Below are 16247 nucleotides of genomic sequence, written 5' to 3' on the forward strand. Positions count from 1 at the left end.
GATGGGGGCATGTCAACCAACGGGACTGTTCTCGGTGGCGAACTCGCCGCTCCCGGGCGTGGGTCGGGGTCCAGGACGCCCTCGCCCGCGCTCACCCTCGCCGCCGCTCTTCTGGGCTTCGCGCTGATCTGCCTCGACGCCTCCGTGGTGAACGTGGCGCTGCCCGCGATCGGATCCTCCTTCGGCAGCGGGATGTCCGGACTCCAGTGGGTGGTGGACGCCTACACGCTGGCCTTCGCCTCGCTGATGCTCTCCACCGGGGCGTTCTCGGACCGGGTGGGGGCCAGCCGTGCCTATGTGCTCGGGACGGTCGTGTTCACGCTCGCCTCGGTGGCCTGCGGGCTGGCGCCGAATCTACCGACGCTGGTCGCGGCGCGGGTGGTGCAGGGCGTGGCCGCCGCCGCCGTGCTGCCCGCTTCGCTGGCCCTGGTGCGCCAGGCCTACACCGATCCGGCGCGACGGGCCCGTGCCGTCGCGTTGTGGGCGGCCGGTGGGTCGGTCGCCGTGGCCCTGGGGCCAGTGGTGGGTGGTGCGCTGACCACGGCCTGGGACTGGCGCGGGATCTTCTTCGTCAATGTGCCGGTGGGGGTGGTGATCCTGGTCCTGCTCGTGCGCGCCCCGCGCTCGGAGCGGCGTCCGGCGCCGCTGGACCTGCCCGGTCAGGTGACGGCGGTGCTCGCCCTCACGGGCGTGGCGTTCGCGGTGATCGAGGGCGGTACGGCGGGCTGGGCGGCGTTGGCGGTCGCTGTCGTGGCGGGCGTGGCGTTCCTGCGGATCGAGGCACGCAGTCCGCATCCGGTGGTGCCCCTTGATCTTTTCCGCAACCGGACGGTGACCGCCGCGGTCTCCGCCGGGGCGGCGGTGAGCGTCGCTTTCTACAGCCTGGTGTTCGTCTTCTCGCTGTTCTTCCAGCAGGTGCAGGGGCGCTCCGCGCTGTACGCGGGCCTGCTGTTCCTGCCCATGACCGGGCTGATCGCCGTGACCAACGTGGTGGCCGGCAAGCTCGCCGGCCGGTACGGGCCCCGGCTGCCCATGCTGGTGGGGCAGGCCCTGGCCGTCGTAGGACTGCTGGTGCTGTTGTCCGTCGACACCGGCACGCCCTCGGCCCTGGTGGCCGTGCTCCTGGTGCCGATGGCCCTCGGGTGTGCCCTGACGGTGCCGCCGCTGACCGCGGCCATGATGGATGCCGTCCCCGCCGAACGGGCGGGTCTCGCGGCCGGCGTGCTCAACGCGGCACGCCAGGTGGCGGGAGGTCTCGGGATCGCCGCCTTCGGGGCGCTGGTGTCCGACGGGTTCGTCGGGGGGATGCGGCTGAGCCTGGTGATCAGCGCGGGACTGCTCGCGGTGACGTTCGCGCTCAGCTGCCGTCTCGGAGGTCGTCCGGCCAGCTAGGGCGGTACTCGATGTGGTCGTACGTCACCACACAGCCCTCCCCCATCGGCGACTGCGTCATGAAGCCGACCAGGGCGGCCCCGGTCTCCTTCTCCTCCCCCAGCGTGAACAGCCGGACGAAGGTCCACCGTTCGCCGTCGCGAGAGGCGTGGAAGGCTATCGCGCGGCCGGTCCGGCTCATCCGCAGCCACACCGAACTCCCCTCGACCGTCCAGGAGTTGGCGTCGTCGGAGTGTCCCCGGGTGACGACGGTGCAGACCGTCGCCACATCCGGGGAGTACTCCAGACAGAGCTTCGCCCACGCCCGCTCGGCCACATGGACGTAGAGCGACCCGGCGTCGAACGACGCCCCGAACCCCACCGTGACCCGCGCGATCAGCTGGAAATCCCCCTCCGGCGCCCCGAGCAGCCGGGGCGCGTCGGACACGGGGTCCAGCCCTTCCCCGCTCGGCGGCACAAACCGATCCTGCCGAGACCCCGCCCAGCCACTCAGCACCCCGTCCTCGTACAACCAGTGGCCGTCCGGCCCGTACGTACGCAGGGGGAAGGGCAGTTCGGGAAGTTCCAGATCCATTGCGTCATGCTCTCAGGTCCAGCGAAGCCCCCTAGGGGCGCGGGGAACTGCGCGACCAGCCAACAACCGGCCCGCAGCCCGCGAACAGCCCGCACCCCTACGGAGTTACCGCTCCAGCCGCCCGTTGAACCGCCGCGGCAGCCCCAGCGGATTGCCATCCCTCAGCTCCGCCGGCAGCAGTGCCTGAGGCGCGTTCTGGTACGCGACCGGCCGCAGCCACCGCTCGATGGCCGTGCCGCCGACGGACGTCGACGTGGAGGTCGTGGCCGGGTACGGCCCGCCGTGGTGCTGGGCCGGTGCCACGGCCACACCCGTGGGCCAGCCGTTGACCAGGACACGCCCCGCGAGCGGGGTCAGTTCCGCCAGGATCTCCGCGCCGCGGCCCTCGCCGGCCGCCTCCTCGTCGGAGAGCTGGACCGTCGCGGTGAGGTTGCCCGGGAGACGGGACAGTACGCCGCGGACCTCGTTCTCGTCGTCGTAGCGGGCGACCACGGTCACCGGGCCGAAGCACTCCTCCAGGAGGAGGTCGTGCTCGCCCTCCTGGGCCAGCCTGGCGGCCGGCACGGTGAGGAAGCCGGGGCTGACGGTGTGCTCGCCGCCCGCGCCCGGGGTCACCGGCGAGTCCACGTCGGGCAGGCCGGTTCGCTCGGCGACGCCCGCGATGAAGTTGTCGCGCATGCGGTGGTCGAGGAGCACGCCCGCGTCGGTGTCGCTGACGGCGGCCGTCAGGGACTTGACCAGGCCGTCGCCCGCCTCGCCGGACGGCACGAGGACCAGGCCCGGCTTGACGCAGAACTGGCCGACACCGAGGGTCATGGAGCCGGCCAGGCCCGCCCCGATCGCCTCGGCGCGCTCGGTGGCGGCGGCCTCCGTGACGACGACGGGGTTCAGCGAGCCGAGCTCGCCGTGGAACGGGATCGGCACCGGACGGGCCGCGGCCGCGTCGAACAGGGCGCGGCCACCGCGGATGGAGCCGGTGAAGCCGGCCGCGGAGACCAGCGGGTGCTTGATCAGCTCGATGCCCGCCTCGAAGCCGTGCACGAGCCCGATGACGCCCTCGGGGATGCCGTGCGCGGCGGCGGCCCGGCGCAGGACGGACGCGACCAGCTCGGACAGGCCCGGGTGGTCGGGGTGGGCCTTGACGACGACCGGGCAGCCAGCACCCAGCGCGCTCGCCGTGTCGCCGCCGGCGACGGAGAAGGCGAAGGGGAAGTTCGAGGCCGAGTAGACGGCGACGACGCCCAGCGGGACCTTGTAGCGGCGCAGGTCCGGGATGGGCGGGGTCGCGGTGTCGTCGGGATGGTTGATCACGACGTCGAGGAAGGCGCCCTCGTCGACGATGTCCGCGAAGGCCCGCAGCTGGAAGCAGGTGCGGGCGAGTTCTCCGGTGAGGCGGACCGGACCGAGCGCGGTCTCGGCGTCGGCGGCCTCGACGAGGTGGTCCTTGGACGCCTCCAGGCCGTCGGCGGCGGCGCGCAGGAAGGCGGCCCGCACGGCGCGGTCCGCGAGCGAGGCGCGCGCGTCGTGCGCGGCGCGGACGGCCGCGTCCACCTCCTGGGCTGTGGCCTCCACCGCAACCTGTTCCCGCTGCTTCCCGGTTCGGGGGTCGACACTCCAGACTGGTGCTGCTGCCACCGCAGGTCCCTCCACGTATAACTGGGTCATTCACCAGGGTCGTTCGATATGCTGAACACTGTCTCTGATGATGAATATGCTGTTGGAGACTATTTCCCGTCGAACGAAGGGGTCAAGGGCGATGTCGGCTGGCGAGACGGCGGGCGGGGCGCAGGTCAAGTCCGCGGTACGGACGGTTGAGCTGCTGGAATACTTCGCCGGACGCCCCGGTATGCACTCCCTCGCGGCGGTCCAGGAGGCCGTCGGATATCCCAAGTCCAGTCTCTACATGCTGCTCCGCACGCTGGTGGAGCTGGGCTGGGTGGAGACCGACGCGACGGGCACGCGGTACGGCATCGGGGTGCGGGCGCTGCTGGTCGGCACGTCGTACATCGACGGTGACGAGGTGGTCGCGGCGGCCCGGCCGACCCTGGACCGGCTGTCGGACGACACGACCGAGACCATCCACCTGGCGCGTCTGGACGGCACGAACGTGGTCTACCTGGCCACCCGCCAGTCCCAGCACTATCTGCGCCCCTTCACCCGGGTCGGCCGCCGGCTGCCGGCGCACTCCACCTCCCTGGGCAAGGCGCTGCTGAGCACCTACTCCGACGAGCAGGTCCGCAAGATGCTCCCGGAGACGCTGCCCGCGCTCACCGAGCACACGATCACCGACCGGGAGAAGCTGATCGAGGAACTGCACCAGATCCGGGAGCAGGGCTTCTCCGTGGACCGCGAGGAGAACACGCTGGGGCTGCGCTGCTTCGGTGTGGCGATCCCGTACCGCACGCCCGCGCGGGACGCGATCAGCTGCTCGGTGCCGGTGGCGCGGCTGACGCCCGCGCACGAGCAGATGGTGAAGGACGCGTTGTTCGACGCACGGGACCGGCTGACACTGGCCACCCGTAGGCTCTGAGGCATGCAGATCGTCCTTCGTGAGGTCCATGACAGCGACCTGCCGGTCTTCTTCCGGCAGATGAACGATCCCGAGGCCCTGCGCATGGCGGCCTTCACCCCCAAGGATCCCGCCGACCGGGACGCCTTCGAGGCCCACTGGAAGCGCAACCGCGCGTCGGACGCGGTCCTGCGGACGGTCCTGGCCGACGGTGACGTGGTGGGCAGCGCGGCGGTCTACGGCGAGCCCGGCGAGCGTGAGGTGACCTACTGGGTCGACCGCGCGTACTGGGGCCGGGGCATCGCCACGGCGGCGCTGCGCGCGCTGCTCGACGAGGTGCCCGAACGGCCGCTGTACGCCCGGGCGGCCGCCGACAACACCGGTTCGTGGCGCGTCCTGGAGAAGTGCGGCTTCCGTCTGACGGCACGGGCGAGCGGTTACGCCAACGCCCGGGGCGAGGAGATCGACGAGGTCGTACTGGTGTTGGAGGGCTGAGGAGCCTCGGTCCCGAGCGGGTCGGAAGCCCTGGGGAGGGCGGCGTGAGGGGGTTCGTCCGTCTGCTGTTCGGTCGGCGGGCCCGGCTGCGGTGGGTGCATCTGGTGCTGGGCGGTGCCCTCGCCACGCCGTACGTCCTGGTCGGCGAGGTGGTGATCGGGCCGGTCACCGGCTCCACGAACGTGTTCGGCTCGTTTCCGCTCCAGCTCGCCTCGTTCGCCGTCGGGCTGCCGCTCGCCGCGCTCACCTCGCTGTTTCCGCTGACGCGGCCGCTGGAGGCGGCGGCGGTGCGGTGGCTGTGCGGGGTGGCGGAGGAGCGGCTCGCCTTCGGGCCCGCCCGGACGCGGGCCGCGCGGGCGCGTACGGCGGCCTGGTTCACCCTGCATCTGGGGTTCGGCGGGATCGTCGCCGGGATGACGCTGGCCGTGCCGCCCTTCGCCGTCGTCCTGATCGCGCTGCCGCTCGTCGCGGCCCTGCGGGACTCACGGCTCGGGCTGCCCGACGTCCTCGACCACACCTGGGCGTTGGCGCTCGCCCCGGTCGTGGGGGTGCTCTCGCTCCTCGCGCTGGCCGGCTGCGCGGCGGGCGCGGGCGCGCTCCTGGCCCGCTGGGCGCCCGCGCTGCTCGGGCCCGCCCCCGAGGACCGGCTCGCGGCGGCCGAGGCGCGCGCCGCCGATCTCGCCGTACGCAATCGCCTCGCGCGCGAGCTGCACGACTCGGTCGGGCATGCCCTGAGCGCGGTCACCCTCCAGGCGAGCGCGGCCCGCCGGGTCCTGGACAGCGACCCCGATTTCGTCCGCGCGGCGCTCGCCGCGATCGAGGACACGACGCGGCGCACGGTCGGTGAACTCGACGCCGTCCTCGGTGTGCTGCGGGACGGCGACGCCCCCGGCACCGCACCCGCGCCGACGCTCGACGCCGACCTCGACGGCCTGCTGCGGCACACCAGGGCGGGCGGACTGCGGGTGACCGCCACGGTCGCCGTCGAGCCCGGGGCGCTTCCCCCGGTCCTGTCCCGGGAGGCGTACCGGATCGTGCAGGAGGGGCTGAGCAACGCCCTCAAGCACGCGGGCGGCCCGGACGGCCGGGGCGCGGTGACGGTCCGGATCGGGCCCGCGGACGGGCACCTGGAGATCACCGTCGAGAACCCGGTGACCGGCGCCGCCCCCGCCCGGCCCGGCGGTGGTCACGGTCTGCGCGGGATCGCCGACCGGGCCCGGCTGCTGGGCGGGACGGCGGAGGCGGGAGCGGAGACGGGGGTCTGGCGGCTGTGCGTCCGGCTGCCGATGAGCGGTTCACCCGAAGGCAGTTGAAGGGATGCGTATGACACCCGTCCGGATCGTCCTCGCCGACGACGAGCACATGGTCCGCACCGCCCTGCGCGCGATCCTCTCCGCCGAGCCGGACCTGGAGGTCGTCGGCGAGGCGGCGACCGGGGCGCAGGCGGTGTCGGCCGTCCGCGAGCTCGCTCCCGACGTCGCCCTCATGGACGTCCGCATGCCCGAGGTCGACGGCATCCGGGCCACCGAGCAGATCCTCGCCACGCTCGACGAGCCGCCCCGGATCATCGTCGTGACCACCTTCGAGAACGACTCCTACGTGTACGACGCCCTGCGCGCCGGTGCCGCCGGGTTCCTGCTGAAGCGGGCGGACGCGGACGCGCTCGTGCAGGCCGTACGCCTGGTCGCGCGCAGCGACACCCTGCTGTTCCCGTCGGCCGTACGGCGGCTCGCGGCGGAGCACGCGTGCGCGTACCCGGCGCCGCCGGCCTGGGTGGCGCGGCTGACGGGACGGGAGGGCGAGGTGCTGCGGCTGATGGCGGCCGGGCTGACCAACGCGGAGATCGCCGGGCGCATGGGGGTCGGACCCGCCACCGTGAAGTCGCACGTGGCGGCGGTCCTCGCGAAGACCGGCACCCGGGACCGCACCCAGGCGGTGATCGCCGCGTACGAGGCGGGCTTCATGAACAACCGATGAGAAAACGGGGCGGAAGGGAACGTTCCGATCATCCTCGATCGTCTACCCAGCGGGATGAACAAGACGATCAGGCGCGCCTCCGCCTTCGCGCTGCTCCTGGTGCTCGCCCTCCTCGTGCGGGCGACCTGGGTGCAGTTCTACGAGGGCCAGGCGCTCGCGGACGACAACGACAACCGACGGAACGCGATCGAGACGTACTCCTCACCGCTCGGGAACATCATCGTGGCCGGAAAGGCGGTCACCGGTTCGGCGCGGACCGAGGGGAGCGACCTCGCGTACAAACGCACCTACACGGACGGCGAGTTGTACGCGGCGGTGACGGGCTACGCCTCGCAGGCGTACGCCCCCACCCAGCTGGAGGGCATCTACGCGGATCTCCTCAACGGCACGGACAGCAGACTGAAGACCGTGATGGACACGGTCACCAACCAGCGGGCCGAGCCGGGCACCGTGGTGACGACGATCGATCCGGGCGTGCAGAAGGCGGGCTACGACGCGCTCGGCGACAAGAAGGGCGCGGCCGTCGCGATCGACCCGACGACCGGCAAGATCCTGGCGGCGGTGTCGACCCCGTCGTACGACCCGTCCTCGCTCACCGACGCCAACACCGCCGGCACCGCCTGGAAGAAGCTCAACGCGGATCCGGAGAAGCCGCTGACCAACCGTGCGCTGCGCCAGCCGCTGCCGCCGGGGTCGACGTTCAAGCTGGTCGTGGCGGCGGCCGCGCTGGAGGACGGTCTGTACTCGTCGGTGGACCAGAGGACCGACAGCCCGAACCCGTACCCGCTGCCGGGCAGCACCCGGACCCTGGACAACGAGAACGCGTCCGCACCCTGCGAGAACGCCACGCTCCGGGTCGCGCTCCGGTACTCCTGCAACAACGTCTTCGGTCACCTGGCCGTCGAGCTGGGGCAGGACAAGGTGCGGGCGATGGCGGAGAAGTTCGGCTTCAACGACAGCGAGCAGGACGTGCCGGTGCGCGCGTACCCCAGCGTGTACCCCAAGGACATGGACGACGCGGAGACGGCCCTGTCGGGCATCGGCCAGTTCGACGTCACGGCCACGCCGCTCCAGATGGCCATGGTGTCGGCGGCCATAGCCAACGGCGGCAAGCTGGTCTCGCCGCACATGGTGTCGCAGATCACCAACAGTGGCGGCGACGTCCTGGAGAACTACGACGACGGGGCGGACACCAAGGAGATCGTCAGCTCCTCCACGGCCGAGCAGTTGCAGTCGGCCATGCAGACGGTCGTGGACGACGGCACCGGCACGAACGCGCGGATCTCCGGCGCGACGGTGGGCGGCAAGACCGGTACCGCGCAGCACGGCGAGAACAACAGCAAGACGCCGTACGCCTGGTTCACGTCCTATGCGAAGGCGGACGGCAAGGAGGTCGCCGTGGCGGTGATGGTGGAGCAGTCGAACGCGGCGCGGTCGGAGGTCAGCGGTAACGGCCTGGCGGCGCCGGTGGCCAGAGCGATGATGGAAGCGGCGTTGAAGGGGTGAGAGGTGGCTGCGCGGCCGGCCGCGGGTGATCCGTGGCCGGCCGCGCAGTTCGCCTTCCGGTCGCCGGGGCTACTTGGCGCCCAGGATCTGCTCGATCGGGTCGATCGCGAAGTACACCAGGAACAGCGCCGCCGTCCCCCACAGCAGCCAGTGGATCTCCTTGGCCTTGCCGAGCACCGCCTTGATCACCACATACGCGAGGAAGCCCGCGCCGATGCCGTTGGTGATGGAGTAGGTGAACGGCATCACGGCGATGGTGAGGAAGGCCGGGATGGCGATCTCGTAGCGCTCCCAGTCGATGTGCTTGACCTGGGTCATCATCAGGAACCCGACGGCGACCAGGGCCGGGGCGGCCGCCTGGAGCGGGACGATGGTGAGCAGCGGGGTCAGGAAGAGCGCCAGGGCGAACAGGCCGCCGGTGACCAGGTTGGAGAAGCCGGTGCGGGAGCCCTCGCCGACGCCGGCCGCCGACTCGATGTAGGACGTGGCCGAGGAGGCCGACGCCGCGCCGCCCGCGACCGCCGCGGCACCGTCGATGAGCAGCACCCGGCCCAGGTTGGGCACCTTGCCCTCCTCGTCGAGCAGGCCGGCCTCCGCGCTGATGCCGACGACCGTGCCCATGGTGTCGAAGAAGTCGGACAGGATCAGCGTGAAGATCAGCAGGACGACGGTGACGACGCCGACACCGGCCGCGTCGAAGGCGCCGAACAGGCTGAAGTGACCGATCAGTCCGAAGTCGGGGGTGTCGACGATCTTGTCGGGCCACTCGGGTGTGGTCAGGCCCCAGGCCTTGATGTCGGCGATCGAGTTGATGATCATCGCGACGATCGTCATGGTCACGATGCTGATCAGGATGGCGCCCTTGACCTTGCGGGCGAGCAGTCCGATCGTCAGCAGCACCCCGAGGCAGAAGACGAGGATCGGCCACCCGGTGAGGGAGCCGGTGCCGCCGAGCTGGACGGGGACGGTGGTGTTCGCCGCGTCGGGGATCCGGCTGACGAACCCGGCGTCCACGAAACCGATGAAGGCGATGAACAGGCCGATACCGACGCTGATGGCCTGCTTGAGGGACTGCGGGATGGCGTGCATGATCGCCTCGCGCAGCCCGGTCACCACCAGGACGCAGATCAGCAGTCCCTCCAGGACGACCAGGCCCATCGCGTCGTCCCAGCTCATCAGCGGGGCGATCTGGAAGGCGACGACGGCGTTCAGTCCGAGGCCCGCGGCGAGCGCGAGGGGCAGGTTGCCGCCGACGCCCATGATGATCGTCATGACCGCGGCCACCAGGGCGGTGGCGGTGGTCAGCTGGACCGCGTCGAGCTGGTGGCCGAACTTGTCCTTCGCGCTGCCGAGGATGATGGGGTTCAGCACCAGGATGTAGGCCATCGTGAAGAACGTGGCGAAGCCGCCGCGTACCTCCCGGCCGAAAGTGGACCCCCGCTCGGTGATCCTGAAGAACCGGTCGACGCCGCTCGCAGCGGGCGGCGGACCAGCGGTCCCGTCGGACACCGTGTCGGTCTCGGACATGGCTGTCGCTCCTAGTTGCCTGGTTGATCGGTGTGCGGATGCTGGCTGGATTGTTCCCGCGTTGAACGCGTCACAGGTTTTCGCCGTGTTACGGAATCAGAGCTGCTCACCGTACGGCTTGCCACACACTGTTCGAAGTCTCGTACGATTTCACTTCACGATCACTGCTACGCTTCCGGATCTCCGTCCGGCCACCCCGGATGATCACATGTCAGACACGTGACACGCACAGCTGGGAGAGGTCGCCCGTGGGCACAGTCGTCGACGACGCCGCCTCCGTGGAGTTCCACGCCTTCTTCGAACGCCACTACGCCGAACTGTCCCGCCTCGCCCACCTGCTGACGGGAGAGCCGGACGCCGCCGACGATCTCGCGGCGGACGCCCTGCTGGCCCTGTGGCACCGCTGGGACCGGGTCCGCGCGGCCGACCATCCGGCGGCGTACGCACGCGGTGTCGTCGCCAATCTGGCCCGCACCCGGATCCGCAGCGCCGTCCGGGAACGGCGGCGGGTCGCGCTGTTCTGGTCGCAGCGCGAGGAGAAGACCGAGAACCCGGACGTGGCGGGTGTCGTCGACGTCCAGGAGGCGTTGCGTAGACTCCCGTTCCGCAAGCGCGCCTGCGTGGTGCTGCGGCACGCCTTCGACCTGTCGGAGAAGGACACCGCGCTCGCCCTGGGCATCTCGGTCGGTACGGTGAAGAGCCAGACCTCCAAGGGAATGGCCGAACTCCAGCGACTGCTCGGGACACAGGCGGTTCCGCAGAAGGTGCACGCGGCGATGGCGCGCACCGCCGACGCCGGAGGAAGGGACCGATGACCATGCAGCGGGACGTGCACGACGAACTGCGCTCCCGGCTGCACGAGGCGGCCGGATCGCACCAGCCCGACCGCGCGCGCATCCTGGCCCGTGTCGAACGCGGCATGGCCGAGGAGCTCCGCCCCGACCACCGGGCGACCCGTCCGCCGGTGTTCGGCTGGGTGCGGGTGGTCGCCGCCACGACCGCGGTCGCGGGCGTCCTCGGTGTCGGCGGCTACGCGGTGGCGTCCGCGGTGAAGGGGGAGGCCACCCCGCAGAACGTCGCGGTCTCGCCGACACCCTCCCCGTCCCCGGACGCGACGAGCCGCCCCCCGGCGCCGCCGGTGGATCCGACGCCGAGCACCCCGCCCGACTCCCCGGAACCGAGCAGGTCCCCCGAGCGCTCGCCGAGCACCTCGGTCACCCCGGTGGCGCCGGCCACGGGCACCGAGGACGGCCCGGTGTGGTCGGACGGCTCGGTGGACCCGCACAGCAACGAGTTCTGGGCGCAGAGCAATGTGACCGTCAGGACGAGCGAGAAACTCACCGCGCTGACCGTCCGGTTGAAGGTCAGGCAGACCGGCGGGGTCAGTTCGACGGGCGCCTGGCGGTCCGCGCCCGAGGACGACTTCACCACGACGGTCGTCGAGCAGGACGGCTACCTCGTCTACACCTGGGTGCTCAAGCAGGGCCGTGCGGTGCCGCCGGGCGAGTGGGTGTTCGCCGGGCAGTACGACCACGACCGCGGCGGCCGGGACGCCCGGCACGACCGCTACGCGGTCACGGCGACGACGGGCGGCGAACAGCGCGCCGTGGCGGGCGACTTCACGGCCCGTGAAGGCGACGAGGACGACTCGTAGAAGAATTCTGAAGAGGCGGCAACCCTTTCCTCACGTGTGGCGACCAGGTAGCGCAAGGTTCCACTCCCACGCAAGGAATGGGCATGACTGCACGAGCCGAACAGCGCGTCCGCCACCGTCGCCGTCTCACCAAGCGGCGGGCGGTGATCGCCGGGGCAGCCGCCTTAGGCGTGACGGGCGCGGCGATCGTCACCTCGACGCTGGTGTCCTCCGCGGGCGCCGCCGCGTCCTGGCCGACCGCCAAGGGCAGCAAGGCCGTGTCGTCGACGATCAAGGTCTCGGGCACCTACGACGGCAAGCTGAAGAAGTTCTACGGCTCCGGCGCGCTGGGCGGCAGCGGCCAGGAGGAGGGCCAGGACCCGGTCTTCGAGCTGGCCGACGGTGCCGTCCTCAAGAACGTGGTCATCGGCACCCCAGGTGCGGACGGCGTCCACTGCAAGGGCGGTTGCACGCTCCAGAACGTGTGGTGGCTGGACGTCGGCGAGGACGCCGCCAGCTTCAAGGGCAAGTCGTCGTCGGCCGTCTACAAGGTCGTCGGCGGTGGCGCGAAGAACGGCTCCGACAAGGTGCTCCAGTTCAACGGCGCCGGCAAGCTCGTCGTGACCGGCTTCCAGGTCCACAACTCCGGCAAGCTGGTCCGCTCCTGCGGCAACTGCAAGACGCAGGTCAAGCGCACGATCGTCCTGACCGACATCGACGTCACGGCTCCCCTGAAGGCCGTCGTCGGCGTCAACGCCAACTACGGCGACACCGCCACCCTGTCGAAGATCCGCATCCACGGCGACCCCAAGAAGAAGACCAAGACCTGCGTCCGCTTCAAGGGCAACAACACCGGCAAGGAGCCCACCGAACTCGGCACCGGCCCCGACGCCAAGACCTGCAAGTTCAAGACGTCGGACATCACGTACGACTGACCCTGTGACTCCGGTCGGCCAAGCCCCCCTTGGGCCGACCGGTCGCACTGGTCGAGCCCCCCTCGACCGGTACGCGAGGAGCGCCCCGCCGGTGACGACCGACGGGGCGCTTCCGCGCCCTGAAGGGGCGCGGGGAACTGCGCGACCAGCCCCCACCGGCCGGCAGCCCGCGCACCACCCTCAGTCCATGTTGGATCCGATAACAGTGGACCCGGTGGTCAGAAACTCAACACTCGGCAGCACCCCACCCGACCTCCGAGCCCCGTAAACCCCCGCCGCATCCGTCGACTTGAACGCAGGCGCCACCACCCCCCTGTCCCAACTGTTCGCCGCAGACACCGCCGACGAACCCAACTCGGACGCCCCACCCTTGTTGCCCACCGCAAGATTCCGAGCCAGCCGAGCCTTCCCCGTGGCGAAGGAGAACCCCACCCCGCCATTGCCGTACGCGGTGTTCCGGTTCAGCACGATCCCCCCGCGATTGGAGTTCTCGGTGAACCCGTTCACCGTGTTGTCCCACGCGGCGTTGTTGCCGACGACATGCCCGACCGTGACACCCCCACCGCCGAGCTCGAACCCGTTCCGGTTGCCGAAGGCCCACGTGTGCTCGATCCTCACGGAGGACGAGAACTGCCACAGGTCGAGCCCGTCGTCGGAGTTGTCGTACAGCCGCGCCCCGGTGATCCGGTTCCCCGTCCCGGATCCGAACTTCACCGCGATCCCGTCGGCGTTCCGGCCGTGCCCGGCCGGGTCGTAGTTGCCGTGACTGTCCAGGTTCTGCACGAGGTTGTCGGTCGTCCCGTCGCCGCGCAGCGTGAACCCGGAGCCCCCGTTGTGCGCGGTGACGAGGTTCTTGAAGACACCCCCGACGGACGACGTGGCGACGAACCCCTGCGCCGGCGAGTTCTGGAAGGTGAGGTCCTGCACGGTCCAGTGGTCACCGTCGATCGCGGCGAGCCAGGAGCCGTCCGCCAGCCCGGACCCGTCGATCCTCACCTTCTCACCGTCGTGCGCCCGCACCACGATCCGCGCCGAACTCGTGCCGTTCGCCGTGGACTTGAGGGTGGCCGACGGGGTGTACGTGCCGCCACGGATCTCGATGACCGTGCCGGCGGTCGCGTGCCTGACGGCCGTCTCCAGCTGCGCGGTGGTGGACACCGTGACCGTCCTCGACGCGGCCTGGGCTCCGCCGTCGGAGAGACCGAGGTAGACGCCGCCCGCACCCGCGGCGACGGCGACCGCCGCGGCGATGGAGAGGGTACGGGTCCTGCGGTGGCGTCCGGTGCTGAGCCGCACGGGGCGTTCCTTTCCTCGGGGACGTGAGACGCCATGCAGTCGTCACCACCCCCGGAAGAGTTGCCGCACCCCACCGAAAACAGTCGAAACTTTCGCTGGCTCTCATCCCGTACTCACCGATTGACGTGCTGTTTCCCACTGGTGAGACTCCCAAGGCGCGCACTACTCAACACAAACCCCCACACTCACACAGAGGACTGGCATGCGCCCCCGACTTCTGCTCCTCGCCTGTCTCTCGCTCCTCCTCTCCCTGTTCGCCGCCCCACCGACGTCCGCCCGCCCAGGAGCACCACCCGTGAAGCAGCCCCAGTACGCCGGCTATCTGTTCGCCTACTTCACCGGCGAGGGCACGGCCGACGGCGAGCAGATCCGCTACGCCCTCAGCCGCGGCAACGACGCGCTGCACTGGCGGGAGCTGAACGCGGGCAAGCCGGTCCTGACGTCCACGACCGGCGAGAAGGGGCTGCGCGACCCGTTCGTGATCCGCTCCCCCAAGGGCGACAAGTTCTATCTGATCGCCACCGACCTCAGGATGTACCAGAACAGCAGCGGCAGCTGGGACGACGTGCAGCGGCACGGCAGCAAGTCGATCATGGTGTGGGAGTCCACCGACCTGGTCCACTGGACCGACCAGCGCCTGGTGAAGGTGTCCCCGGACAACGCGGGCAACACCTGGGCGCCGGAGGCCTACTGGGACGACTCCCTCGGCGCCTACGTCGTCTTCTGGGCGTCGAAGCTGTACGCCGAGGACGATCCCGACCACAAGGGATCGACGTACAACAAGATGATGTACGCGACCACGAAGGACTTCCGCACCTTCAGCGCGCCGAAGGTCTGGAACGACCCGGGCTACTCGGTCATCGACTCGACGGTCGTGAAGTACAAGGACACCTACTACCGCTACACCAAGGACGAGCGGGACCCGGCCTCCAGCTCTCCCTGCGCCAAGTTCATCACCGGTGAGAAGTCGACCAGCCTGACCTCCACCAAGTACGACTTCGTCGCGGACTGCATCGGCAGCGGGGCGATGGAGCGCGGTGAGGGGCCGACGGTGTTCAAGTCCAACACCGAGAAGAAGTGGTACCTCTTCATCGACGAGTACGGCGGCCGCGGCTACCTCCCCTTCGAGACCACCGACCTCGACTCGGGCAAGTGGACCCCGTCCACGAACTACCAGCTGCCGGCCAGCCCCCGGCACGGCACGGTGCTCCCGGTGACGCAGGCGGAGTACGACCGGCTGCTCGCCGCGTATCCCGCCTCCCCCGCCTCGGTCGTGGACGCGACGGCGAAGGGCCAGAAGGGGTACGCCCTCGTCACCGAGGCGGCCTCGAAGGTCGTGCTGCCGATGGAGCCCGGTACCGACCTCGGGCGCCTCGCCCCGAAGCTCTGGATCGGCGAGGGCTCGACCGTGAGCCCCCGGTCCGGTACCCGCCGGGACTTCCGCAAGCCGCAGACGTACACCGTGACGGCCGCGGACGGGACGAAGCGCACCTGGTCGGTCGAGGCGGTGCGCACCGGCAGCCCGACCCTGCCCGGCCTCAACGCCGACCCGGACGTGCACTATCTGAACGGCGAGTACTGGATCTATCCGACGACGGACGGCTTCCAGGGCTGGAGCGGGACCAGATTCAAGGCGTACTCGTCGAAGGACCTGGTCCACTGGAAGGACCACGGCGTCATCCTGGACCTCGGTCCGGACGTGAGCTGGGCGGACAAGAACGCGTGGGCGCCGGCGATCGCCGAGCGGGACGGCAAGTACTACTTCTACTTCTGCGCCGAGCAGCAGATCGGTGTGGCGGTGGCGGACTCCCCCGCGGGCCCGTTCAAGGACGCCCTGGGCAAGCCCCTGGTGGCGAAGGGCGGCTCGCTGAAGGGCCAGATGATCGACCCCGCGGTCTACACGGACGACGACGGCACGTCGTATCTCTACTGGGGCAACGGCCACGGATACGTCGTGCCGCTGAACGACGACATGGTGTCCTTCGACGCGTCGCGGGTGCAGGACATCACCCCGGACAACTTCCGCGAGGGCTCCTTCGTGATCAAGCGGAAGGGCACGTACTACTTCATGTGGTCCGAGGACGACACCCGCAGCGAGAACTACCACGTCGCCTACGCGACGGGACCGTCCCCGCTCGGCCCGTGGACCAAGAAGGGGACGATCCTGTCGAAGCGTCCTGAGTACGGCATCCTCGGCACCGGCCACCACTCCGTGGTGAAGGCGCCCGGCACCGACGACTGGTACATCGTCTACCACCGGTTCGCCCTGAACGGTCCGGGGAAGCCGGGCGGTGACGGCATGCACCGCGAGACGACGATCGACCGCATGAGGTTCGCGGCGGACGGCTCGATCGTGCCGGTGGTGCCGACGCTGGAGTCGATCAAACCGGTGCGCCGCTGAGG

The 16247-nt window shown here is 70.5% G+C and carries 14 protein-coding genes; 10 read left to right on the forward strand and 4 right to left on the reverse strand.

Translation table 11 applies throughout. The features are described 5' to 3' along the window. Positions 1-9 precede the first annotated feature (9 nt). Positions 10-1392 carry an MFS transporter gene (locus SLINC_RS11320; RefSeq protein ID WP_067430237.1) on the forward strand — a complete coding sequence of 461 codons (1383 nt, stop codon included), beginning with the start codon at positions 10-12 and terminating at the stop codon, positions 1390-1392. On the opposite strand, the gene SLINC_RS11325 is transcribed toward SLINC_RS11320, so the two are convergent. Together SLINC_RS11325 and SLINC_RS11330 are read right to left on the reverse strand one after the other, a co-directional pair. Beyond that, positions 1358-1966, reverse strand: coding sequence for a DUF1349 domain-containing protein (locus SLINC_RS11325; RefSeq protein WP_067430240.1), 609 nt, complete (start codon positions 1964-1966; stop codon positions 1358-1360). The genes SLINC_RS11320 and SLINC_RS11325 overlap by 35 nt on opposite strands. A gap of 105 nt (positions 1967-2071) precedes the next feature. Continuing rightward, positions 2072-3601 carry an aldehyde dehydrogenase (NADP(+)) gene (locus SLINC_RS11330; RefSeq protein ID WP_079164496.1) on the reverse strand — a complete coding sequence of 510 codons (1530 nt, stop codon included), beginning with the start codon at positions 3599-3601 and terminating at the stop codon, positions 2072-2074. 121 nt (positions 3602-3722) lie between these two features. Here SLINC_RS11330 and SLINC_RS11335 point away from each other — a divergent pair, with 121 nt between their 5' ends. From SLINC_RS11335 to SLINC_RS11355, 5 genes are read left to right on the forward strand one after another with little or no spacing between them, the layout of a single operon-like run. Beyond that, positions 3723-4496: an IclR family transcriptional regulator gene (locus SLINC_RS11335; RefSeq protein WP_067430247.1), complete on the forward strand. Its 774-nt coding sequence runs from the start codon at positions 3723-3725 to the stop codon at positions 4494-4496. A 3-nt stretch (positions 4497-4499) separates the two neighbouring features. Continuing rightward, positions 4500-4970 (forward strand): GNAT family N-acetyltransferase, encoded by a 471-nt coding sequence (locus tag SLINC_RS11340; RefSeq protein ID WP_067430250.1) that lies wholly within the window; start codon positions 4500-4502, stop codon positions 4968-4970. A 44-nt stretch (positions 4971-5014) separates the two neighbouring features. Further along, a complete protein-coding gene (locus SLINC_RS11345; RefSeq protein ID WP_067430253.1) occupies positions 5015-6283 on the forward strand; it encodes a sensor histidine kinase in 1269 nt (422 codons plus the stop codon). Positions 6284-6287: 4 nt separating this feature from the next. Then, entirely contained in the window at positions 6288-6947 is a 660-nt protein-coding gene (locus SLINC_RS11350) for a response regulator transcription factor (protein ID WP_375141479.1), read from the forward strand. 54 nt (positions 6948-7001) lie between these two features. Next, positions 7002-8453 carry a peptidoglycan D,D-transpeptidase FtsI family protein gene (locus SLINC_RS11355; RefSeq protein ID WP_067430259.1) on the forward strand — a complete coding sequence of 484 codons (1452 nt, stop codon included), beginning with the start codon at positions 7002-7004 and terminating at the stop codon, positions 8451-8453. Positions 8454-8522: 69 nt separating this feature from the next. Here SLINC_RS11355 and SLINC_RS11360 read toward each other — a convergent pair whose 3' ends face one another. Continuing rightward, positions 8523-9980 carry an NCS2 family permease gene (locus SLINC_RS11360; RefSeq protein WP_067430262.1) on the reverse strand — a complete coding sequence of 486 codons (1458 nt, stop codon included), beginning with the start codon at positions 9978-9980 and terminating at the stop codon, positions 8523-8525. A gap of 248 nt (positions 9981-10228) precedes the next feature. On the opposite strand from SLINC_RS11360, the gene SLINC_RS11365 reads away from it, so the two are divergent. The 3 genes from SLINC_RS11365 to SLINC_RS11375 all read left to right on the forward strand — a co-directional run bounded on the left by SLINC_RS11365 (position 10229) and on the right by SLINC_RS11375 (position 12548). Continuing rightward, the gene (locus SLINC_RS11365) at positions 10229-10795 is read left to right on the forward strand and encodes a SigE family RNA polymerase sigma factor (protein ID WP_067430265.1); all 567 of its coding nucleotides are present in this window, start codon (positions 10229-10231) and stop codon (positions 10793-10795) included. After that, positions 10792-11634 carry a hypothetical protein gene (locus SLINC_RS11370; protein WP_067430268.1) on the forward strand — a complete coding sequence of 281 codons (843 nt, stop codon included), beginning with the start codon at positions 10792-10794 and terminating at the stop codon, positions 11632-11634. The genes SLINC_RS11365 and SLINC_RS11370 overlap by 4 nt, the downstream gene beginning before the upstream one ends. Before the next feature lie 83 nt (positions 11635-11717). Further along, the gene (locus SLINC_RS11375; protein WP_067430271.1) at positions 11718-12548 is read left to right on the forward strand and encodes a pectate lyase; all 831 of its coding nucleotides are present in this window, start codon (positions 11718-11720) and stop codon (positions 12546-12548) included. Positions 12549-12728: 180 nt separating this feature from the next. Here SLINC_RS11375 and SLINC_RS11380 read toward each other — a convergent pair whose 3' ends face one another. Next, complete coding sequence (locus tag SLINC_RS11380) at positions 12729-13844, reverse strand: right-handed parallel beta-helix repeat-containing protein (RefSeq protein WP_067430274.1); 1116 nt, start codon at positions 13842-13844, stop codon at positions 12729-12731. A gap of 202 nt (positions 13845-14046) precedes the next feature. Here SLINC_RS11380 and SLINC_RS11385 point away from each other — a divergent pair, with 202 nt between their 5' ends. Further along, the gene (locus tag SLINC_RS11385; protein WP_067430277.1) at positions 14047-16245 is read left to right on the forward strand and encodes a glycoside hydrolase family 43 protein; all 2199 of its coding nucleotides are present in this window, start codon (positions 14047-14049) and stop codon (positions 16243-16245) included. Positions 16246-16247: the final 2 nt, after the last annotated feature.

This window comes from Streptomyces lincolnensis (assembly GCF_001685355.1).
In the GTDB taxonomy this organism is placed as follows: Bacteria; Actinomycetota; Actinomycetes; order Streptomycetales; family Streptomycetaceae; genus Streptomyces; species Streptomyces lincolnensis.